The organism is Pseudomonas sp. SHLD1, from assembly GCF_028640935.1.
In the GTDB taxonomy this organism is placed as follows: Bacteria; Pseudomonadota; Gammaproteobacteria; order Pseudomonadales; family Pseudomonadaceae; genus Chryseomonas; species Chryseomonas aestiva.
Genome location: NZ_JAQZAD010000015.1, coordinates 32916 through 53179, shown reverse-complemented (window position 1 = coordinate 53179; position 20264 = coordinate 32916). Strand labels below are relative to the sequence as shown.

Genomic DNA, 20264 nt, shown 5'->3' with positions numbered 1-20264 from the left:
ATTCTAGAGCCTTCTAGCAGGCGTTTTCTGGCGCAGTGCCGGGTTGGGGCGCGGCGAAGAGATCCCGCGGCGGCGGCAGCGCGCCTTCCAGCTCCAGCAGGAATTGCTTGGTCGGCAGGCCGCCGCCAAAGCCGGTCAGGGCGCCGGACGCCCCTATCACCCGGTGGCAGGGCAGCACGATGGGCAGCGGATTGCGGCCATTGGCGGCGCCCACCGCGCGCATCGCCTGGGGGCGGCCGAGGTGGCTGGCGAGCTGACCATAGCTCCAGGTCTGGCCGTGAGGGATCTCCGCCAGGGCCTGCCAGACCGCCAGCTGGAAGGGGGTGCCGCGCGGTGCCAGCGGCAGCTCGAAGGTCTGGCGCTGGCCGGCGAAGTACTCGCCGAGTTGCTGGCTGGCCAGGTCGAGGATCGGATGGTCGGCGGCGCTCCAGCTGGCGTCGCGCTTGGCCAGGTAGCGATTCTCGGGAAACTCCACCACGCGCAGGCCACTGTCGTCGGCGGCCAGGGTGAGCGTTCCTATGGGGCTGTCCAGCAGGCAGTAGGCGATCATCGGGGCGACTCCTTGGCGAGACGGGTGGGAACGGGTTCGGCGGGCGCATCGGCGGGCGCCTTCCAGGTGGCTTCGCGCCATACCTGCATCACCCCGTAGGCGCGCCAGGGCCGCCAGGCTTCGGCGCGGGCGTAGAGGGCCTTGGCGGTGAGGCGTTCGCCCGGGGGTGCCAGGCGCTTCTGCAGCACCAGGTCTTCCACCGGACAGGCGTCGGGGTGAGCCAGGGCGCGCAGGGCGACGTACTGGGCGGTCCAGGGACCGATGCCCTTGAGGGCGATCCAGCGCCGGGTGAAGTCGTCCAGGGTGCGTCCGGTGTCGAAGTCCACCTCGCCGGCGCGCAAGGCGCGGGCCACGGTGCCCAGGGTGCCGGCGCGGGCGCGGATCAGGCCGAGGCCGGTGAGGTCTTCCAGGGCGGCATCGGCCAGGGCGTCGACCGTGGGAAAGAAGTGGTGCAGACCGGCTGGTGGGCGACTGGCCTCGTGGCCGGGCTCGCCCCAGGGGCGCCCGAAGCGCTGCACCACTCGGGCGGTCATGGTGGTGGCCGCCACCACGCTGACCTGCTGGCCGATGACGGCGCGCACGGCGATCTCGAAGCCGTCCCAGCCACTGGGCAGGCGCAGGCCGGGCCGGCGCGCCACCAGTTCGGCGAGGGTCGGATCGACCGCCAGGCCCTGGGCGATGGCTTCGGGATCGGCGTCCAGATCGAACATGCGGCGGATCCGCGCCACTGCCGCTTGCAGCTCGCCAGGGGCGGCGCCGTGCAATTCCAGGCGCAGCGCCGGCGTATCGGCGTCCCAGGCCGAGACGCGCAGCCAGCCCGGCTGTTCGGGGGTGCCGATCACCCGGGCGTAGTTGGTGTCGTCCAGCACCTCGACACCGGGCAGGGCGTGGCCGCGGAGGAAATCCAGCTGGGCGGTGAAGTCGTAGGGCGGACGATAGGCCAGGCGCAGGACCAGCACCGGCGAAGGCGCGGCCTGACCCTTGCGCACCTGGCTGGGGGCCAGGTCATAGGCGTCGCGAAATGCGGTGTTGAAGCGTCTCAGACTACCGAAGCCGGCGGCCAGGGCCACCTCGGTGATCGGCAGCCGGGTCTCGCTGAGCAATTGCTTGGCGAACAGCAGTCGGCGGGTGGTGAGCACCGCCAGGGGCGCGGCGCCCAGGCGCTCGACGAACAGCCGGCGCAACTGGCGTTCGCTGAGATCGAGGCGGGCGGCGAGGGCGGGCAGGCCGCCGTCCTCCAGGCCTTCGTCCATCAGGCGCAGGGCACGGGCCAGGGTGGCGTCGCCGCGTTGCCAGTGGCCGCCGGCTGGGGAGAGTTCGGGGCGACACCTCAGGCAGGGGCGATAGCCGGCGGCCTCGGCGGCCGCGGCGCTGGGGTAGTAGCTGACGTTTTCCGGGCGCGGCGGTTGCGCCGGGCACACCGGCCGGCAATAGATGCCGGTGGTGAGCACCGCGGTGTAGAACAGGCCGTCGAAGCGCGGGTCCCGCGCCAGGCGGGCGCGTTCGAAGGCGGGAATGTCGGGGAAGGCGTTCATGGCGGCAGGTTAGCACCGCCGGGAAGGGGTGACTGGCCGTTTTCGGACGGGACCGCTGAGGTGGGCGAGACATCTTTATCGCGGTCATGGCGGTTCGCCGGCGCGACCGCTCCTACAGGAGCATCAGGCGTTCGTAGGAGCGGCCCATGGCCGCGATTAGGTTAGAAATCCCAATCCTCGTCTTCGGTGCTCACCGCCTTGCCGATGACATAGGACGAACCCGAGCCGGAGAAGAAATCGTGGTTTTCGTCGGCGCTGGGCGACAGGGCGGCGAGGATCGCCGGGCTGACGTCGGTCATGCTGCTGGGGAACAGCGCTTCGAAGCCCAGGTTCATCAGCGCCTTGTTGGCGTTGTAGTGGAGGAATTTCTTCACGTCCTCGCTCCAGCCAACGCTGTCGTAGAGGTCCTCGGTGTAGGCCACCTCGTTGTCATAGAGGTCCTGCAGCAGTTCGTAGGCGAAATCCTTGACCTGCTGGCGGCGCTCCGGACTTTCCTTGGCCAGGGCCTGCTGGAATTTGTAGCCGATGTAGTAGCCGTGCACCGCCTCGTCGCGAATGATCAGGCGGATCAGGTCGGCGGTATTGGTCAGCTTGGCGCGGCTGGACCAGTACATCGGCAGGTAGAAGCCCGAATAGAAGAGGAAGGATTCCAGGAAGACGCTGGCCACCTTGCGCAGCAGCGGGTCCTCGGCGTGGTAGCGCGCGAGAATCAGGTCGGCCTTGGTCTGCAGATAGGGATTCTCTTCGCTCCAGCGATAGGCCTCGTCCACGTCCGGCGTCGGGCAGAGGGTCGAGAAGATCGAGCTGTAGGAGCGCGCATGGACCGCCTCCATGAAGCCGATGTTGGCGATCACCGCCTCTTCGTGGGGGGTGACGGCATCGGCCAGCAGGGTCGGGGCGCCCACGGCGTTCTGGATGGTGTCCAGCAGGGTCAGGCCGGTGAAGACGCGGATGGTCAGCTGCTGCTCCTTGGGCGTCAGGGTCGCCCAGGAGGGGATGTCGTTGGACAGCGGGATCTTTTCCGGCAGCCAGAAGTTGCCGGTCAGGCGGTTCCACACCTCCAGGTCCTTGTCGTCCTGGATGCGGTTCCAGTTGATGGCGTTGATGCGGTTCAGGCGCTGAGCGTTGACGGGTGCGTTCATGGCGATTTCCTCACAGGCTGCAGGACACGCAGCCCTGCACCTCGGTGCCTTCCAGGGCGGCCTGGCGCAGGCGGATGTAGTAGAGCGTCTTGATGCCCTTCTTCCAGGCATGGATCTGCGCCCGGTTGATGTCGCGGGTGGTGGCGGTGTCGCGGAAGAACAGCGTCAGCGACAGCCCCTGGTCGACATGGCGGGTGGCCTCGGCATAGGTGTCGATGATCTTTTCCGGGCCGATCTCGTAGGCGTCCTGGTAATACTCCTGGTTATCGTCGGCCAGGTAGGGCGCCGGGTAGTAGACGCGGCCCAGCTTGCCTTCCTTGCGGATCTCCACCTTGGCGACGATGGGGTGGATGCTCGAGGTGGAGTGGTTGATGTAGGAGATCGAGCCGGTGGGCGGGATGGCCTGGAGGTTGCGGTTGAACAGCCCGTGCTGCATCACCGAGGCCTTGAGTTCCTGCCAGTCGGCGCGGGTCGGCAGGCGGATGCCGGCCACCTCGAACAACTCGGCCACCCGCGGGGTACGGGGGGTGAAGTCGCCCTCGGTGTACTGGTCGAAATAGGCGCCGCTGGCGTACTTGGAGTCGGCGAAGCCCTGGAAGCTCTGGCCACGCTCGATGGCCAGGCGATTGGAAGCACGCACCGCATGGTAGGTGACGGTGTAGAAATACAGGTTGGTGAAATCCAGGCCTTCCGGCGAGCCGTAGTGGATGTGCTCGCGGGCCAGGTAGCCGTGCAGGTTCATCTGCCCCAGGCCGATGGCGTGGGAGGCGGCGTTGCCGGCGGCCACCGAGGGCACGCAGCGGATGTCGCTCATTGCCGAGACCGCGGTGAGGCCGCGGATGGCGGTCTCCACGGTGCGGCCCAGGTCCGGTGAATCCATGGTGCGGGCGATGTTCAGCGAACCCAGGTTGCAGGAGATGTCCTGGCCGATGTGCCCATAGCCCAGGTCTTCGTCGAAGCGGCTGGGGGTGTTGACCTGGAGGATCTCCGAGCAGAGGTTGCTCATGTTGATGCGTCCGGCGATGGGGTTCGCGCGATTCACCGTGTCTTCGAACATCAGGTAGGGATAGCCGGACTCGAACTGGATCTCCGCCAGGGTCTGGAAGAATTCCCGGGCGTTGATCTTGCGCTTGCGGATGCGCGCGTCGGCCACCATCTCCGCGTATTTCTCGCTGACGCTGATGTCGGCGAAGGGCACGCCATAGACCCGCTCCACGTCGTAGGGCGAGAACAGGTACATGTCGGCGTTGCGCTTGGCCAGCTCGAAGGTGATGTCCGGGATGACCACGCCGAGGGACAGGGTCTTGATGCGGATCTTCTCGTCGGCGTTCTCGCGCTTGGTGTCGAGGAATCTCAGGATGTCCGGGTGATGGGCGTTGAGGTAGACGGCGCCGGCGCCCTGGCGCGAACCCAGCTGGTTGGCATAGGAGAAGGCGTCTTCCAGCAGCTTCATGATCGGGATGATGCCGGAGGACTGGTTCTCGATGCGCTTGATCGGCGCGCCGACCTCGCGCACGTTGCTCAGCAGGAAGGCCACGCCACCGCCGCGCTTGGAGAGCTGCAGCGCCGAATTCACGGCGCGGCCGATGGACTCCATGTTGTCTTCGATGCGCAGGAGGAAGCAGGACACCAGCTCGCCGCGCTGGCGCTTGCCGGCGTTCAGGAAGGTCGGGGTGGCCGGCTGGAAACGGCCGCTGATCATCTCGTCCACCAGGGACTCGGCCAGCTGTTCGTCACCGCGCGCCAGACTCAGGGCGACCATGCACACCCGGTCTTCGTAGCGTTCCAGGTAGCGCTGGCCGTCGAAGGTCTTGAGGGTGTAGCTGGTGTAGTACTTGAAGGCGCCGAGAAAGCTCTGGAAACGGAATTTGTAGGCATAGGCGCGCTCGAACAGCGCCTTCACGAAGGCCGGCGCGTACTGCTCCAGCACCGCCGCCTCGTAGTAGCCCTTGTCCACCAGATAGCCGAGTTTCTCGTCCAGGTTATGGAAGAACACCGTGTTCTGGTTGACGTGCTGCAGGAAGTACTGCCGCGCCGCCTGGCGGTCCTTGTCGAGTTGCAGCTCGCCGTTGGGACCGTAGAGATTGAGCATGGCGTTGAGCGCGTGATAGTCCGCGTCGCTGCCGGTCGGGGTCAGGCCTGCCGTTGCCAAAAGTCGTTCACTCCCGTGCGTACCCGGTCGACATCCTCCGTCGTGCCGAGCAATTCGAATTGGTAGAGCAGGGGCACCGCGCATTTCTGGGCGACGATGCGTCCACCCAGGCAGTAGCCCTCGCCGAAATTGGTGTTGCCGGCGGCGATGACGCCGCGGATCAGGGCGCGATTGTGCGGATCGTTGAGAAAGTGGATCACCGGCTTGGGCACCGCGCCCTTGCTGCCGCCGCCGCCATAGGTCGGCAAGACCAGGATGTAGGGCTCGCGGGCCTTGAGCGGTTCGGCGGCGGGATCCTGGGGAATGCGCCGCGCCGGCAGCCCGAGTTTCTCGACGAATCTATGGGTGTTCTCCGAGGTGCTGGAGAAATACAGCAGCTCGCCCATGGCCCCGGCCTCAAGCCACCAGCTGGCCGAGCTTGTCCGGGCGGAAGCCGGCCCAGTGGTCGTCACCGGCCACCACCACCGGCACCTGGCGATAGCCCAGGGATTCCACGGTCTGGCGCGCCTGGGCGTCCTGCTCGATATCCACCACCTGGTAGGTGATGCCCTGACGATCCAGGGCGCGATAGGTGGCGTTGCACTGCACGCAGGCGGGCTTGCTGTAGATGGTGATGGTCATGGCTGACTCCTGTCCTCAGTGGGGCGAATTCAAAGGAAAAAGCCTGACGCCAGCCGGCTTTTGCCAGGGCGGCGCGGGTCTTTTCCTTCGAGTTCGGCTTGGGCCTCAAGTTCGGTCCAGATACTACATATGGTGTTTTGTAATTTCTACAACACAACAAGTGGGGTTTTTGATCTGGGTCATGCTGTTGATCTATCACCCCTGGGTAACGATTTCTGCTTGCCCCTGAAGGGCCCTTTGGGTAGTCCTGACGTTCATGGAACTACCTCTACCGCTGCCCGGCTGACAACGATCCCGCGCGGATGCGGCAGGAGGCCCGGGCCAGGCGGCGGATTTCTTTCCTGTCTGCCAAGGAGAGCGCCTTTTTGTAGTGCGAAAGTCGACCTGACTACCCTGGCGACTCCCATTCGTCGTCGAACCGCCGCATAATCGGCCTTTCGCTTGCGCCCGAGTCAGTTCACGCATGAGTTCCGCTCGCTATCGCCTCGCTCTCAACGGCTACGGTCGCATCGGTCGTTGCGTGTTGCGCGCGCTGCACGAGCGCGGCGCGGCGACCGAGCTCGCCATCGTCGCCCTCAACGATCTGGCCGACCGGCCCAGCCTGGAATACCTCACCCGTTTCGATTCCACCCATGGCCGCTTTCCCGGCCGGGTCGCGCTGGAGGGTGAGCGCCTGCGCATCGGCGATCAGGCCCTGGAGATCCGCCGCGAGGCCGAGCCCGAGCGGGTGGACTGGCGGGCACTCGACGTCGATCTGGTGCTGGAATGCTCCGGTGCCTTCAGCACCCGTGCCGAGGCCGGGCGTTTTCTCGCCGCCGGTGCGCCGCGGGTGCTGTTCTCCCAGCCCATGGTCAGCGAGACCGACGTGGACGCCACCGTGGTCTACGGGGTCAACCAGCAGGCCCTGCGCGGTGACGAGACACTGGTCTCGAATGCCTCCTGTACCACCAACTGCAGCGTCCCGGTGCTGAAACTTTTGCACGAGACCCTGGGTCTGGAGTACGTCTCCATCACCACGATCCACTCGGCCATGAACGACCAGCCCGTGATCGACGCCTACCATGCCGAAGATCTGCGGCGAACGCGTTCGGCGTTCCAGTCGATCATCCCGGTGGCGACCGGCCTGGCGCGGGGTATCGAACGGCTGCTGCCCGAGCTTGGCGGGCGCATCCAGGCCCGCGCCGTGCGCGTGCCCACGGTCAACGTCTCCTGCCTGGACATCACCTGCATCGTCGGCCGCGACACCACGGCGCCCGCCCTCAACACCCTGTTGCGTGACGCCGCCCGGAGCGGTCCCCTGGCCGGGCTGATCGACTACACCGAGTTGCCCCACGCCTCCTGCGATTTCAACCACGATCCCCATTCCGCTATCGTCGATGGCAGCCAGACCCGCGTTTCCGGCCCCCGGCTGGTCAATCTGCTGGTGTGGTTCGACAACGAATGGGGCTTCGCCAACCGCATGCTCGACGTCGCCGGCCATTGGCTGCGCATCGCCAAGCCCACCTGAAACAAGCACAACTAAGGGATTGCCTGTATGTCCGTGTTGAAAATGAGCGACCTCGATCTGAAAGGTAAGCGCGTCCTGATCCGCGAAGACCTCAACGTTCCGGTGAAGGAAGGCCAGATCAAGAGCGATGCCCGCCTGGTCGCCGCCCTGCCGACCCTCAAGCTGGCTCTGGAAAAGGGTGCCGCGGTGATCGTCTGCTCGCACCTGGGCCGTCCCACCGAGGGCGAATTCAGCGAGGAAAACAGCCTGGCGCCGGTCGCCGCCTATCTGGGTAAGGCCCTGGGCCGCGACGTGCCGCTGGTGAAGGACTACCTGGACGGCGTCCAGGTCGAGCCGGGTCAGCTGGTACTGCTGGAGAACGTGCGCTTCAATGTGGGCGAGAAAAAGAACGCCGATGACCTGGCAAAGCGCTATGCCGCCCTGTGCGACATCTTCGTCATGGACGCCTTCGGCACCGCCCACCGCGCCGAGGGTTCGACCCACGGCGTGGCCAAGTTCGCCAAAGTTGCCGCTGCCGGTCCGCTGCTGGCCGGCGAGCTGGACGCCCTGGGCAAGGCGCTGGGCAATCCGGCCCGGCCGATGGCGGCCATCGTCGCCGGCTCTAAGGTATCCACCAAGCTGGACGTGCTCAATTCCCTGGCGCAGATCTGTGACCAGCTGATCGTCGGCGGCGGCATCGCCAACACCTTCCTGGCCGCAGCTGGCTACAAGGTCGGCAAGTCGCTGTACGAAGCCGATCTGGTGGACACCGCCAAGGCCATCGCCGCCAAGGTCAGCGTGCCGCTGCCGGTGGACGTGGTGGTCGCCAAGGAATTCGCCGAGACCGCCGAAGCCGTCACCAAGTCGATCAACGAAGTGGCCGACGACGACATGATCCTCGACATCGGCCCGGTCAGCGCCCAGCAATTCGCCGACCTGCTCAAGTCGGCCAAGACCATCCTCTGGAACGGTCCGGTCGGCGTCTTCGAATTCGACCAGTTCGGCGAAGGCACCCGCACCCTGGCCCAGGCCATCGCCGACAGCGACGCCTTCTCCATTGCCGGCGGTGGCGACACCCTGGCCGCCATCGACAAATACGGCATCGGCGAGAAGGTCTCCTATATCTCCACCGGTGGTGGCGCCTTCCTCGAATTCGTCGAGGGCAAGGTCCTGCCGGCCGTCGAAGTCCTCCAGCAACGCGCCCAGGAGTAATCGCCATGCGTACGCCGCTGCTTGTCTGTTCCGCTGTCCTGATGCTGGCCGGTTGCGCCGGTGGCAATGCCGACAAGGCCTGCGCAGTGTTCGCGCCGCCGCCTGCGGCGGCCGCCACGCCCACGGCGCAGAACGGCGAGCGCGTCGATACGCTCACCGGCAACGCCAGCCGCCCGGCCAGCGGTTGCGCCCAGTGAAGGGGCGCACGCTCGCCCTCGGGCTGCTGAGTCTCGCCCTGCTGGCCGGTTGCGCCGGCCGCGGCGCGCAGCAGACCGGAGGCTGGACCCACTGGGTCTGCGATTCCAAGGCGGCCTTCGACTGGCGCTATGTGGATCGCAGCCAGTCCATCGTCGACCTCAAGCTGAAAGGCGATGGCCTGATCCGCCATCTCAACCGCGAACCGGCCACCGATGGCCAGTCCTATACCGACGGGCTTGTGGCTTTGCATATCCGCGGCGACCAGGGCCTCGTCTACTGGATCGCCAACAACGACCTCATCGGTCGCGGCTGCCGGACGCCTTGAACGGGCGAATGTCAGCTGAACCGATTAATCCAGGGCGGCCAGGGGTCGGCCGCTTGAACCCTGCCAGCCGCTCATGCAGGCTGGCGCCACCACCGCCTTTGTAGGGAGATAATCACCAATGGCACTCGTCAGCATGCGTCAGCTGCTGGATCACGCCGCCGAATTCGGCTACGGCGTTCCGGCCTTCAACGTCAACAACCTCGAGCAGATGCGCGCCATCATGGAAGCCGCCGACAAGACCGATTCGCCGGTCATCGTCCAGGCCTCCGCCGGTGCCCGCAAGTACGCCGGCGCTCCCTTCCTGCGTCACCTGATCCTGGCCGCGGTGGAAGAATTCCCGCATATCCCGGTGGTCATGCACCAGGACCACGGCACCACCCCCGACATCTGCCAGCGCTCGATCCAGCTGGGCTTCTCCTCGGTGATGATGGACGGCTCGCTGATGGCCGACGGCAAGACGCCGTCCGACTACGACTACAACGTGCGCGTCACCCAGCAGACCGTGGCCTTCGCCCATGCCTGCGGCGTGTCCGTGGAAGGCGAGCTGGGTTGCCTGGGCAGCCTGGAGACCGGCATGGCCGGTGAAGAAGACGGCGTGGGCGCCGAAGGCACCCTGGATCACAGCCAGCTGCTGACCGATCCGGAAGAAGCCGCCCAGTTCGTCAAGGCCACCAAGGTCGATGCCCTGGCCATCGCCATCGGCACCAGCCACGGCGCCTACAAGTTCACCAAGCCGCCGACCGGAGACACCCTGTCGATCCAGCGCATCAAGGAAATCCACGCGCGCATCCCGGACACCCACCTGGTCATGCACGGCTCCAGCTCGGTGCCCCAGGAGTGGCTGAAGATCATCAACGAGTACGGTGGCGACATCAAGGAAACCTACGGCGTGCCGGTCGAAGAGATCGTCGAAGGCATCAAGTACGGGGTCCGCAAGGTCAACATCGACACCGACCTGCGTCTGGCGTCCACCGGTGCCATCCGCGAGTTCATGGCCAAGAACCGCAGCGAGTTCGATCCGCGCAAGTACCTGGCCAAGACCGTGACCGCCATGCGTGAAGTCTGCATCGCCCGTTACGAAGCCTTCGGCACCGCCGGCCAGGCCTCCAAGATCAAGCCGATCTCCCTGGATGCCATGTTCGAGCGTTATGCCCGCGGCGAACTGGATCCCAAGGTCAACTGATCCCAGGTTGCAGAAAAGGCCCCGTAAGGGGCCTTTTTTTCGCCTGTCGATCGCTTGCAGCCCGAACGGCGGCGCGCCGCGCCTTACCTCTCGGTTGCGGTCAGGACCTCTTCCATCCAGGCGACCATGGCGGCGCCGTCCATGTCCAGGCAGACCGTTACCAGCGGGTTGCCGGACCAGCGCCCGTCCAGGTAGGCGCGACCCTCGGGCGCGAAGAAGGTCTGGCCTTCCGCCAGGCCTTCGGTACCGACGCTGAGGTGACCGCGCGCGGTGTGGAACAGCTCGGGACGGCGCAGGTAGGCGAGGGCGCAGCTGTCGTGGGGATGGCAGCCATCGATGTCCTTCACGCTGCGGTAGAAGTCCGCATAGAAGTCATAGCTGCGCGCGAGCACCTCACCGAGGGCGCCCTGGCACGCCGCGATGCGCTGCAGGCGGGGCGGGTCGAGGACGGCGCGGTGGGTGGCGTCGAGGCCGACCAGGGTCAGCGGCCAGGGGGCGGCGAAGACCCGCGCCGCGGCATGGGGATCGGAAAAGATATTGGCTTCGGCCACCGGCGTGACGTTGCCGGGCTCGACGATGGCGCCGCCCATCACCACCACCTCGCGCACGCGGTCGACGACCGTGGGATCCAGCGCCAGGGCGAGAGCCAGGTTGCCCAGCGGCCCGACCGCCACCAGGGTGATCTCGCCCGGTCGCATGCGGGTCTGCTCGACGATGAAACGCGCGGCGTCCAGGGCGTGCGGCGCCTGGCCCGGCGCGGGGAGCTGCTGATTGCCCAGGCCGTCCTGGCCATGCACGTGCAGGGCATGGTTGCCGGCCGGCTTGACCAGGGGTTCGGCGACACCCGCGGCGACGGGCGTGTCCCGGCCAGCCAGTTCGGTGAGCAGCAGGGCGTTGCGGGTCGCCGTGGTGACCGGCACGTTGCCAAAGGTCGTGGTCAGGCCGATCACCTCGAAGGCAGGATCGGCAAACAGCAGGGCGATGGCCTGGGCGTCGTCCACGCCAGGATCGGTATCGAAGATGATGGGAAGGGACAAGAGGCTTTCTCCGGCTCGGATCTCTTCCCAGGCTACCCGAGGGGCAGCGCCTCTTGCTAGCTGGGCAGGTCCAACTCGCCCAGCGCATCCGGCTGGTTGCGAAACGCCCGGGCGAAGACCTCGCGATTGCGGGCCATGAACAGCCCCAGGTCTTCGCACTGCTTTTCGGCAAGACCGGGTACGGCCTTGTCCAGCACGCTGGCGAGCGACTCGGCCAGCTCCAACATCTTGTCGTGACGATCGGCTTCGGCTTTATCCATGAACAGGCGCTCCGGATCTCGGCTGCTGCGATACAACACTTCGACGGCCATGCGTCACCTCGTATTCTGTATCTGGTTATATATACAGTATTCGGCTTGCGGTGGGATTGCAAGGACTACCGCTCGGCGGTCAGCATCCTGCCAGTCATGGCAATTTGCCAATCGTTCGACATTTCTGCGTGTCGCTGAATTTGCGTCGGGAAACTTAAGCGCGGAAGCTGGTCTCTGAGTCTGGACCAAACGGGCAGAGCTGCCCGCCTTTATCCGGATCACCTCCGGCTCACGGAACGAGACCGCCAATGCCTGCCATCTTTATCCGTCCGCTTATTGCCGCGCTTGACCGCTCCAGGTCGATCGAGGTGCGGGCGTGAGTTCGACCCTCGTCATCCTGGCCATCACCGTTGCCAGCTTCCTGCTGGGATTCCTGCGCGACCTGTTGATCGCCCGGCAATTCGGCGTGAGCTGGGAAGCCGACCTGATCTTTGTCGCGCTCATCCTGCCGGTGTTCTTCGAGAGCTTCTTCGGCCTCGCCTTGCGCGATGCCATGATTCCCTATCTGCAACGCATCCGTGACCGCTGCAACGCCCAGTACGAGCAGGTCGGTCGCTGGCTGTACTGGCGCATCGGCCTGTTCGGCCTGCTGCTGTCGGTGATCGGTGTCCTCGCCAGTCCCTGGCTGATGCATGCGCTGGCGCCGGGCTGGAGCGATGAGCAGGTCGAGACCGGCAAGCTGGTCTTCGCGGTCGGCACCCTGCTGATCTGCGTGCAGGCCGTCCTCTATTGCCAGGGCGCGCTGCTCAACCTGGACCGCATCTTCATCCTGCCGATGACGCGGACGCTGATGCTCAATCTGGGCGCCATCCTGGCCATCGTCATCCTGCAGCCGAGTGGCATCGCACTGTTCACCGGCATGCTGCTGCCCCAGGTGCTGCTGATCGTCATCCAGCACCGGCGGCTGGGCTATCTCAGCCAGCGCTCGGTAGCCTTCGAGAAACCCGAGGGCAGTCCCTTCGCCGTGACCTTCGCGCCGGTGCTGCTCGCCGCCGGCGCCCAGCAGGGCTGCATGCTGGCGGAGCGCTTCTTCGCCTCGCTGCTGGCCGAGGGCAATATCACCATGCTGTCCTTTTCCTACCGCATCGTGACCATTCCGCTGACGCTCTATGCGCTGTCGATCCTGGCGATGATCTTTCCCGAGCTGACCCGCAGCTGGAACGAGGGCAATGCCGACAAGTACAGCGCGCTGATGCGCAAGGCGCTGCTCGGCACCCTGCTGTTCCTGGTGCCGGCCGCCGTGGTGCTGTTCAGCTATTCGGAGCCGGTGGTCAAGGTGCTGCTGGAGCGCGGAGCCTTCGGCGCCGAGCAGAGCGCGGCGACCGCGACCCTGGTGGTGGCCTATGCCCTCGGCCTGCCCTGGATGGGCCTCGCCCTGCTGTGGGGGCGTGCCCTGCTGTCGCAGCAGCGCGCCCGCACCTTCCTCTACACCACCCTGGCCAGCTCCTTCATCACCGTGACGCTGGACGCTGTCCTCTACCGGCCGTTCGGCGCCCAGGGGCTGGCCTATTCCTTTACCACCGGGGCCTTCCTGCAGGCCGTGTTCATGGCGCTGGCGCTTTATCGCCACTCCCTGGCCGGACTGCACCTGTCACTGCTGCTGCGCTGGTTCAGCGCCGGCAGTGCAGTCGCCCTGCTGACTTTCCTGTTGCCCAAGCCGGTCGGCCTGCTGGAGCTGATCGTCAGCATCAGCGTGGCGATGCTGGGCTTCCTGGTGCTGTTGCTGGCGCTGGGCGAGCGTGACCTGTTCCGCCGCGGCTATTGGGCGCGCGGTGACAACGGCGCGGGGCGCGCAGAACCGACGAGTTGAATCGCCGTCACGGTACGGCTAGGAAAAAGGTGGCGATCTGCGGCCATTGGTCGCTATCTGTTACGAAGTCATGAATTTTTGATTTGGCTTCGAGTCGCACGGAAAGATTGATCCCAGTCATAGAATTTCTAATGGAAGCGGTTTTTCCATTTGCAAGAGATCGGACACGCAGTTGGGGTCGGCACTTCGCATGGTGGTCTTGCTCGCCACCGACATTCTCTTTGAAAGGAATCGATCCTATGTCCTCCCAATCCCCTGTCACCCGTATCGGCATCGTCGGTACCGGCATGATCTCGCGCTGCCTGGCCCGGCTCATCAGCCGTCACTATGACGACATGACCGTGACCCGCGTCCTGACCCGCCGGCCCATCGCCACGGTTACCGACTATCCGCTGACCGAGGCGCTCACCCAGTCGGTGGCGGATCTCATCGATCATTGCGATCTGCTGGTGGAATGCAGTGGCGACCCCTACCACGGTACCGAGATCATCGAGCGCGCCTTCGAGGCCGGCATCAAGGTGGTCACCATCAATGCCGAACTGCAGGTGACGACCGGTTCCTACCTGGCCGGCAAGGGTTTCCTGACCGAGGCCGAGGGCGACCAGCCGGGTTCGCTGGCGGCGCTGCACGAAGAAGCCGTGCAGATGGGCTTCAAGCCGCTGGTCTACGGCAACATGAAGGGCTATCTGAACCACAATCCGACGCCGGAAGACATGGCCTACTGGTCCGCGCGCCAGGGCACCAGCGTCGACCAGACCACCTCCTTCACCGATGGCACCAAGGTGCAGATCGAGCAGGTGGTGGTGGGCAACAACTATGGCGCCACCATCACCCGCCAGGGCCTGGAAGGCCTCAACTCGACCAATCTGCAGGACAGCGCGAACATCCTGGCGCAGATGGCCGAGCAACTGGGCACGCCCATCGTCGACTACGTGATCCCGAGCGGCTACTCCGCGGGTGGCGTCTTCGTCGTCGGTCGCCATGACGAAGACCAGGCCGGCGCCATCGAATACTTCAAGCTGGGCAAGGGTCCGTACTATGTCCTGGTACGCCCCTTCCACCTGTGCTCCCTGGAAGTCGGCAAGACCCTGCGTCGCGTCATCGCCGGCGGCAAGATCCTGCTCAACAACTCCACCACGCCGACCCTGAGCGTGGCCGCCATCATGAAGAAGCCCATGGCGGCTGGCGACATCATCGAGCGCGGCATCGGTGGCTACAGCGTGCGCGGCGAAGCGGTGAAGATCGCCGAGTGCCCGGATCACCTGCCGATCGGCCTGCTCAAGCACAGCGTGCTGAAGCGGGCCATGGAGCCGGGTCAGATCGTCACCTTCGACGACGTCGAACTGACGCCCAGCCGCGCCCTGGACATCGTCCTGCAACAGCACCGCGAGGCGATCCATCGCCAGCTGCTGGAAACCCAGCTGAGCGAGGCGGCCTGGAACGCGACGGCCGACCTGGCACCGGTGGCACTGCCCAAGGCGGTAGGGGCGGTCCTGTCCTGATTCTGCTGACGCGGAAAGCGAAGGGGCCCTGAGGGCCCCTTTTTCATTGCCCGCCGCTGGCGGCGGCGCGAAGACGGGCGACGGTCGCGGGCAACTCGTCCATGTGGGCGACCAGGGCGGTCACGCCCAGGGCGCTCAGGGTCTCGCCATGGCTCGGCGGAATATGGCTGGCACCGGTGAAGCCGATGACGCGCATGCCGGCGGCCAGGGCCGCACGTGCGCCGGTGGCGCTGTCTTCGATCACCAGGCAGCGCTCTGGCGCGACGCCCAGGGTCCTGGCCGCGAGCAGATAGACATCGGGTGCCGGCTTGGGCCGGGCGACCATGTCGGCGCTGAAGATGTGGCCCGCTACCCGCGCCACCAGATCGGCCCGGCGGACCGAGGATTCGACGCTGTGCCTGAGGCTGTTGGAGGCGACCGCCAGCGGCAGGTCGATGCTCTCCAGGGCACGCTTCACCCCGGGAATGGGCTCGACGCTGGTAGCGATCAGCGTTTCCGCCTGGGCGCGCAGGTCGCTGAACAGTGCCGGCGGCAGGGTGATACCGAAGCGCTGTTCGACCAGGGCGAAGATATCTCGGGTGGTCAGGCCGAAGGTGCCGTGCAGCAGGGCCTCGAGTTCGGCGCGCGGTGCATGGGCGGCCAGGCCGTCGAGGACGACCCGTTCGGCGAGGATTTCACTGTCGACCAGCACGCCATCGCAATCGCTGATCAGCAGTTCCACAGGGGTGACGTTCATCGGTATTCCTTGCAGGGGGATTTCAGGGTAGAGCAACGGGCCCGGGGCCCTTCGACAGCTGCGGCAGACGGCGGCGAAGCAGTCTGGCTGCGGTTTTGCAGGGCTGTCCGGGTGGCCGAAAACCGGCTCGACAGTACCGTGCGCGAGGTGACAAAACAGCCCTTGTCGAAAAGGGTTTCGCCCTCCGGAGGGTAATCGCTTTCCAGAAAAATATGGCGTAGAGTTCGAGAACTGTGTTTGCTTGGGTCGCCGTCGATCGTGACCTGAGGCGGTAGGCTCTTCGTCCACCCCTTGCTGCTCGATTCTTGTTACTCCTTGCAACTCAGTACCGGGCGTCTGGTCAATGCAACGCATAACCGCGCCAGCCAGTGTCAATAACAAACTCGTGATTCCAAGGAGCAACACCCGTCATGTCGAATCGTCAGAACGGTACCGTCAAGTGGTTCAACGAAACCAAAGGCTATGGCTTCATCACTCCCGAGAGCGGTCCGGACGTGTTCGTGCACTTCCGCGCCATCGAAGGCACTGGTTTCAAGACCCTGGCTGAAGGCCAGAAGGTCAGCTTCGAAGTCGTGCAAGGCCAGAAGGGCATGCAGGCAGAGCGCGTACAGGTCGTCTGACACCTGACATCGCCCGAAGCTCACGAAAAACCCCGGCCAGGCCGGGGTTTTTCGTTTCTGCCGGTTGGACCGGCGCGGCCGGCCGCCTCACTCCACGTTCTGCGCGCTCTTTTCCGGCTCGGCCGCCAGCGGCTTGACCCGCCGGCCGGTCTCGCGCGAAGCCTGCAGGAAGATCGCCGCCGCCAGCATCGACAGGGCGCCGACGCTGAGAAAGGTCGCGCGAAAGGCAGACAGCACCTCGGTGTCACCATAGTCGTCCTGGAAACCGCCCAGCAGGGCGGCGGCGCAGGCGACGCCGAAGCTCATGGCCAGTTGCATCACCACCGACAGCAGGCTGTTGCCGCTGGCTGCCTGCTGGTCGTGCAGGTCGATGAGGGTGATGGTGTTCATGGCGGTGAACTGCATGGAATTCACCGCGCCCAGGATGCCCAGGTGGATGAGCAACCAGACGAAGGGCGTGGCAGGGCCGATCAGGGCGAGACTGGCGATCAGGCACCCCAGCAGCAGGGTGTTGCCCACCAGCAGGCGTCGATAGCCGAGCCGCCCGATCAGCGGACCGGCGATGGGCTTGGCCAGCATCGCCGACAGCGCCAGGGGCATCATCAGCAGACCGGCCTGGGTCGGCGAATAGCCGAGGCCCACCTGGAACAGCAGCGGGATGAGGAAGGGCAGGGCGCCGCTGCCGAGGCGGGCGAAGAGATTGCCGAAGATGCCCACCGCGAAGCTGCGGATGCGAAACAGCTCGGCGGAGAACAGCGGCTGGTCGTGGTGCAGGGCGCGCAACCAGTAGGCGACCATGCAGGCCATGCCGCCCATCAGCAGCAGCACCACCCGCACATGGGGCAGGTGCAGTTCGCCGAGGCCTTCCAGGGCGACGCTGATGAGGATCATGGCGGTGCCGAAGAGCAGGAAGCCCAGGCCGTCGAAGCGTTGCGGAAGGGGGCTGCGCAGATCCGGCAGCAGGCGGCGGGTGGCCAGGCAGCCAAGGATGCCGACTGGCAGATTGATCAGGAAGATCCAGTGCCAGGACACGGCTTCCACCAGCCAGCCACCCAGCGCCGGGCCCGCCAGGGGACCGATGAGGCCGGGAATGGTGATGAAGCTGAGGATGCGCACCAGCTCGCTGCGCGGATAGACGCGCAGGATCACCAGGCGCCCCACCGGCAGCATCAGCGAACCCCCGAGGCCCTGGATGACCCGGGCGGCGATCAGCAGGTTGAGGCTGGGCGCCAGGGCGCAAAGCAGCGAGCCAAAGGTGAAGAGGGCAATGGCGGTGAAGAAGACGCGGCGACTGCCGAAGCGATCGGAGATCCAGCCCGAGGCCGGAATCAGCAGCGCGACGGTGAGCAGGTAGGCGATCACCACCCCCTGCATGCGCAGCGGATTCTCGCCGAGGTCGGCGGCCATGCGCGGCAGGGCGGTGTTGACGATGGTCGCGTCCAGCGACTGCATGAAGAAGGCGACGGCGATCAGCCAGGGAAGCCAGCGGGTCGTGGTGGTATCCAGCGTCGGGGTGGGCATGAGAGATCCTTGTCGAGACAGCCGACTACCCGCTCTCTGACTGTCTGCACGCGGCAGGGTGCCCCGCTTGATCAGCGCGAGCGGGAATCTAGCAGCGCCTCGATCCGCTGGTCCTTCTCTGCCCAGAGCGTGCTGACCCACTGCTGGAAGCCTGCGCGAAATTCCGCATCTTCGCTGTAGTCACCCGCCCAGCGCGCCGGATCCAGAGGTCGCGCGCGGATATCGATGATAACGCGTTTGACGCGTCCGCAGAGCAGGTCCCAGAAGCCGGGCACGCGACCGTCCGGATAGACCAGGGTGACATCCAGCAGGGTGTCCAGCTGTTCGCCCATGGCGGCGAGGACGAAGGCCATGCCGCCAGCCTTGGGCTTGAGCAGGTGGCGATAGGGCGAGTGCTGCTCGGCATGCTTGGCGGCGGTGAAGCGCGTGCCTTCCAGGTAATTGACGATGGTCACCGGCTGGCGGCGGAATTTCTCGCAGGCGCGGCGGGTGATGGCTAGGTCCGCGCCCTTGAGTTCCGGGCGGCGCGCCAGCTGGGCGCGGGAGTATCTCTTCATGAAGGGATAGTCCAGCGCCCACCAGGCGAGCCCCAGGAAGGGCACCCAGATGAGCTCCTTCTTCAGGAAGAACTTGAAGTAGGGCACCTTGCCGTTGAAGGTCTCGATGAGCGCGGGGATGTCGACCCAGGACTGGTGGTTGCAGATGACCAGGTAGGAGCTGTCGCGGTTGAGTGCCTCGGTGCCGCGGATGTCCCAGGCGGTGGGGGTGAGATGGGCGAAGATGATCTTGTTGATCTCGGCCCAGGTCTCGGCGATGGCGGTGACCACCCGGGAGCAGAGGTCGCGCAGGGCGACGATGGGCAGCAGCTTGATCAGGGCGAATGCCAGCAGCGGACCGATCATGACCAGGGTGTTCAGCAGGAGCAGCGCGGAGACGGTGATACCGGTCAGGAGGTGCATGGATTCTCTCGTCTAGAACTTGGGGCGATGGTCTTTGGCGTGACATAGCATTTTGCGATCATCTGCTCTGGATGGCTGCTGCCGATCAGTTGCGAAGTGAACGCCATGCTCAAGAAGGTTACCAGTGCCGAGGTCTGCCTCGGCATGTACATCCACAGATTCGAAGGCAGTTGGATCGACCATCCGTTCTGGAAGGCGCGCTTCCTGCTCCAGGAACCGCGCGACCTGCAGAAGATCCAGGACAGCGCCGTGACCGCGGTGTGGATCGATGTCGCGAAAGGGCTGGATTGCCCGCCGCCAGCGGAACGCTCGCCCGCGGTGGATCCGGTGCTGCTCCCCGAGCCCGTCGCCGCGCCGGCCATTGCCCCCGAGGTGCCAGCCGTTGCCGCGCCGGTCCCGGTTGCCGGCACCGCGCCAGGCGCCGCCCTGAGCTGTCCGCAGGAAATGGCCCAGGCTTCCGCAGTGAGCGCCCACGCCAAGCAGGAGGTGGCGCGGCTGTTCCAGGACGTGCGCCTGGGCCAGGCCATCGAGCTGAGCGAGGTGGCGACCGTGGTCGAGCAGATCTCGGCGTCGGTGCTGCGGCATCCCACGGCGCTGATCAGTCTGACGCGGCTGCGCACGGCCGACGAGTATACCTATATCCATTCGGTGTCGGTCTGCGCCCTCATGACGGCGGTGGCACGGCAGATGGAGCTGCCGGCGGACCAGGTGCAACTGGCCGGCCAGGCTGGCCTGCTGCATGACGTGGGCAAGATGCGCACCCCTCTCGAGGTACTCAACAAGCCGGGCAAGCTGAGCGAGGCGGAATTCGCCGTGATGCAGCGGCATCCCGCGGAGGGCGTCGCCCTGTTGCAGCAGTGGGGCGCGACCGCGGAGGTCATCGACGTCTGCCTGCACCATCATGAGAAATTCGATGGCAGCGGCTATCCCCATGGCCTGGCCGGTACGCAGATCAGTCTGCTGTCGCGCATCGCCGCGGTCTGCGACGTCTACGACGCCATCTCCTCGACCCGGCCCTACAAGACCGCCTGGAGTCCCGCCGAAGCGATCCGGCGCATGGCGGAGTGGAAGGGGCATTTCGATCCCCAGGTATTCCAGGCCTTCGTCAAGACGCTGGGCATCTATCCGATCGGTTCCCTGGTACGGCTGAACAACGAGCAACTGGCGGTGGTGGTCGAGCAGCACCCGGACAGCCTGCTGACCCCGCAGGTGCGGGTGTTCTTTTCCGCCCGCTCGCGCACCCCGCTGCCGCAGCGGCTGCTGGATCTCGCCCGGCCGCCCGCCGATGAGCGCATCGTGCGGCGGGAGGATCCGGAGGAGTGGGGTTTTCGCAATCTGGAGCGGCTCTGGCAGCAGGCCTAGCG

20 protein-coding genes are annotated in these 20264 nt (G+C 65.8%); 9 read left to right on the top strand and 11 right to left on the bottom strand.

The genetic code is table 11. From position 1 onward, the window contains the following. Positions 1-13: 13 nt before the first annotated feature. From PVZ77_RS12520 to nrdH, 6 genes are all read right to left on the bottom strand, one after another. Positions 14-550, bottom strand: a complete 537-nt coding sequence (locus tag PVZ77_RS12520) for a methylated-DNA--[protein]-cysteine S-methyltransferase (protein WP_273806815.1) — start codon at positions 548-550, stop codon at positions 14-16. Continuing rightward, complete coding sequence (locus PVZ77_RS12515; RefSeq protein ID WP_273806814.1) at positions 547-2085, bottom strand: DNA-3-methyladenine glycosylase 2; 1539 nt, start codon at positions 2083-2085, stop codon at positions 547-549. Before PVZ77_RS12515 ends, PVZ77_RS12520 begins: the two co-directional genes overlap by 4 nt. A gap of 161 nt (positions 2086-2246) precedes the next feature. Further along, a complete protein-coding gene (nrdF, locus tag PVZ77_RS12510) occupies positions 2247-3227 on the bottom strand; it encodes a class 1b ribonucleoside-diphosphate reductase subunit beta (protein ID WP_273806813.1) in 981 nt (326 codons plus the stop codon). 10 nt (positions 3228-3237) lie between these two features. Beyond that, positions 3238-5379 (bottom strand): class 1b ribonucleoside-diphosphate reductase subunit alpha, encoded by a 2142-nt coding sequence (gene nrdE / locus PVZ77_RS12505; RefSeq protein ID WP_273806812.1) that lies wholly within the window; start codon positions 5377-5379, stop codon positions 3238-3240. Next, on the bottom strand, positions 5361-5765 hold the full coding sequence (nrdI, locus tag PVZ77_RS12500) for a class Ib ribonucleoside-diphosphate reductase assembly flavoprotein NrdI (protein ID WP_027598230.1): 405 nt from the start codon (positions 5763-5765) through the stop codon (positions 5361-5363). The genes nrdE and nrdI overlap by 19 nt, the downstream gene beginning before the upstream one ends. Positions 5766-5775: 10 nt before the next feature. Continuing rightward, positions 5776-6000, bottom strand: a complete 225-nt coding sequence (gene nrdH / locus PVZ77_RS12495) for a glutaredoxin-like protein NrdH (protein ID WP_059230613.1) — start codon at positions 5998-6000, stop codon at positions 5776-5778. Positions 6001-6463: 463 nt separating this feature from the next. On the opposite strand from nrdH, the gene epd reads away from it, so the two are divergent. From epd to fba, 5 genes are all read left to right on the top strand, one after another. Next, positions 6464-7507 carry an erythrose-4-phosphate dehydrogenase gene (gene epd / locus PVZ77_RS12490; protein WP_273806811.1) on the top strand — a complete coding sequence of 348 codons (1044 nt, stop codon included), beginning with the start codon at positions 6464-6466 and terminating at the stop codon, positions 7505-7507. A 27-nt stretch (positions 7508-7534) separates the two neighbouring features. Beyond that, a complete protein-coding gene (locus PVZ77_RS12485) occupies positions 7535-8698 on the top strand; it encodes a phosphoglycerate kinase (protein ID WP_273806810.1) in 1164 nt (387 codons plus the stop codon). Positions 8699-8703: 5 nt separating this feature from the next. Next, on the top strand, positions 8704-8895 hold the full coding sequence (locus PVZ77_RS12480) for a hypothetical protein (RefSeq protein WP_158890124.1): 192 nt from the start codon (positions 8704-8706) through the stop codon (positions 8893-8895). Continuing rightward, the gene (locus PVZ77_RS12475) at positions 8892-9221 is read left to right on the top strand and encodes an MliC family protein (protein WP_273806809.1); all 330 of its coding nucleotides are present in this window, start codon (positions 8892-8894) and stop codon (positions 9219-9221) included. The genes PVZ77_RS12480 and PVZ77_RS12475 overlap by 4 nt, the downstream gene beginning before the upstream one ends. A gap of 118 nt (positions 9222-9339) precedes the next feature. Continuing rightward, positions 9340-10404, top strand: a complete 1065-nt coding sequence (gene fba / locus PVZ77_RS12470) for a class II fructose-bisphosphate aldolase (protein ID WP_059316498.1) — start codon at positions 9340-9342, stop codon at positions 10402-10404. A gap of 83 nt (positions 10405-10487) precedes the next feature. Here fba and PVZ77_RS12465 read toward each other — a convergent pair whose 3' ends face one another. Continuing rightward, positions 10488-11441 (bottom strand): nucleoside hydrolase, encoded by a 954-nt coding sequence (locus PVZ77_RS12465; RefSeq protein ID WP_273806808.1) that lies wholly within the window; start codon positions 11439-11441, stop codon positions 10488-10490. A 56-nt stretch (positions 11442-11497) separates the two neighbouring features. Next, positions 11498-11752, bottom strand: coding sequence for a YebG family protein (locus tag PVZ77_RS12460; RefSeq protein WP_007161283.1), 255 nt, complete (start codon positions 11750-11752; stop codon positions 11498-11500). A gap of 316 nt (positions 11753-12068) precedes the next feature. Here PVZ77_RS12460 and PVZ77_RS12455 point away from each other — a divergent pair, with 316 nt between their 5' ends. Together PVZ77_RS12455 and PVZ77_RS12450 are read left to right on the top strand one after the other, a co-directional pair. Beyond that, positions 12069-13562: a lipid II flippase MurJ gene (locus tag PVZ77_RS12455; RefSeq protein WP_273806807.1), complete on the top strand. Its 1494-nt coding sequence runs from the start codon at positions 12069-12071 to the stop codon at positions 13560-13562. Positions 13563-13849: 287 nt separating this feature from the next. After that, positions 13850-15064: an NAD(P)-dependent oxidoreductase gene (locus PVZ77_RS12450; protein WP_273806952.1), complete on the top strand. Its 1215-nt coding sequence runs from the start codon at positions 13850-13852 to the stop codon at positions 15062-15064. Between the two features lie 43 nt (positions 15065-15107). Here the strand turns inward: PVZ77_RS12450 and PVZ77_RS12445 are convergent, their stop codons facing one another. After that, positions 15108-15800: an HAD-IA family hydrolase gene (locus PVZ77_RS12445; protein ID WP_273806806.1), complete on the bottom strand. Its 693-nt coding sequence runs from the start codon at positions 15798-15800 to the stop codon at positions 15108-15110. 410 nt (positions 15801-16210) lie between these two features. Here PVZ77_RS12445 and PVZ77_RS12440 point away from each other — a divergent pair, with 410 nt between their 5' ends. Then, positions 16211-16420: a cold-shock protein gene (locus PVZ77_RS12440; RefSeq protein ID WP_133860530.1), complete on the top strand. Its 210-nt coding sequence runs from the start codon at positions 16211-16213 to the stop codon at positions 16418-16420. An 87-nt stretch (positions 16421-16507) separates the two neighbouring features. Here PVZ77_RS12440 and mdtD read toward each other — a convergent pair whose 3' ends face one another. Next, positions 16508-17941 (bottom strand): multidrug transporter subunit MdtD, encoded by a 1434-nt coding sequence (mdtD, locus tag PVZ77_RS12435; RefSeq protein WP_273806804.1) that lies wholly within the window; start codon positions 17939-17941, stop codon positions 16508-16510. A gap of 71 nt (positions 17942-18012) precedes the next feature. Further along, positions 18013-18900: an acyltransferase gene (locus tag PVZ77_RS12430; protein WP_273806803.1), complete on the bottom strand. Its 888-nt coding sequence runs from the start codon at positions 18898-18900 to the stop codon at positions 18013-18015. A gap of 105 nt (positions 18901-19005) precedes the next feature. On the opposite strand from PVZ77_RS12430, the gene PVZ77_RS12425 reads away from it, so the two are divergent. After that, positions 19006-20262 (top strand): HD-GYP domain-containing protein, encoded by a 1257-nt coding sequence (locus PVZ77_RS12425; protein WP_273806802.1) that lies wholly within the window; start codon positions 19006-19008, stop codon positions 20260-20262. Positions 20263-20264 lie beyond the last annotated feature (2 nt).

Excerpts from the sequence above, each read along its gene's own strand:
- PVZ77_RS12445 (WP_273806806.1), bottom strand. The coding sequence starts at position 15,800 with ATGAACGTCACCCCTGTGGAACTGCTGATCAGCGATTGCGATGGCGTG.
- PVZ77_RS12425 (WP_273806802.1), top strand. The coding sequence starts at position 19,006 with ATGCTCAAGAAGGTTACCAGTGCCGAGGTCTGCCTCGGCATGTACATC.
- PVZ77_RS12485 (WP_273806810.1), top strand. The coding sequence starts at position 7,535 with ATGTCCGTGTTGAAAATGAGCGACCTCGATCTGAAAGGTAAGCGCGTC.
- nrdI (WP_027598230.1), bottom strand. The coding sequence starts at position 5,765 with ATGGGCGAGCTGCTGTATTTCTCCAGCACCTCGGAGAACACCCATAGA.
- PVZ77_RS12480 (WP_158890124.1), top strand. The coding sequence starts at position 8,704 with ATGCGTACGCCGCTGCTTGTCTGTTCCGCTGTCCTGATGCTGGCCGGT.
- mdtD (WP_273806804.1), bottom strand. The coding sequence starts at position 17,941 with ATGCCCACCCCGACGCTGGATACCACCACGACCCGCTGGCTTCCCTGG.
- PVZ77_RS12515 (WP_273806814.1), bottom strand. The coding sequence starts at position 2,085 with ATGAACGCCTTCCCCGACATTCCCGCCTTCGAACGCGCCCGCCTGGCG.
- nrdH (WP_059230613.1), bottom strand. The coding sequence starts at position 6,000 with ATGACCATCACCATCTACAGCAAGCCCGCCTGCGTGCAGTGCAACGCC.
- PVZ77_RS12430 (WP_273806803.1), bottom strand. The coding sequence starts at position 18,900 with ATGCACCTCCTGACCGGTATCACCGTCTCCGCGCTGCTCCTGCTGAAC.
- PVZ77_RS12520 (WP_273806815.1), bottom strand. The coding sequence starts at position 550 with ATGATCGCCTACTGCCTGCTGGACAGCCCCATAGGAACGCTCACCCTG.
- epd (WP_273806811.1), top strand. The coding sequence starts at position 6,464 with ATGAGTTCCGCTCGCTATCGCCTCGCTCTCAACGGCTACGGTCGCATC.
- fba (WP_059316498.1), top strand. The coding sequence starts at position 9,340 with ATGGCACTCGTCAGCATGCGTCAGCTGCTGGATCACGCCGCCGAATTC.
- PVZ77_RS12450 (WP_273806952.1), top strand. The coding sequence starts at position 13,850 with ATGATCTCGCGCTGCCTGGCCCGGCTCATCAGCCGTCACTATGACGAC.
- nrdF (WP_273806813.1), bottom strand. The coding sequence starts at position 3,227 with ATGAACGCACCCGTCAACGCTCAGCGCCTGAACCGCATCAACGCCATC.
- PVZ77_RS12440 (WP_133860530.1), top strand. The coding sequence starts at position 16,211 with ATGTCGAATCGTCAGAACGGTACCGTCAAGTGGTTCAACGAAACCAAA.
- PVZ77_RS12460 (WP_007161283.1), bottom strand. The coding sequence starts at position 11,752 with ATGGCCGTCGAAGTGTTGTATCGCAGCAGCCGAGATCCGGAGCGCCTG.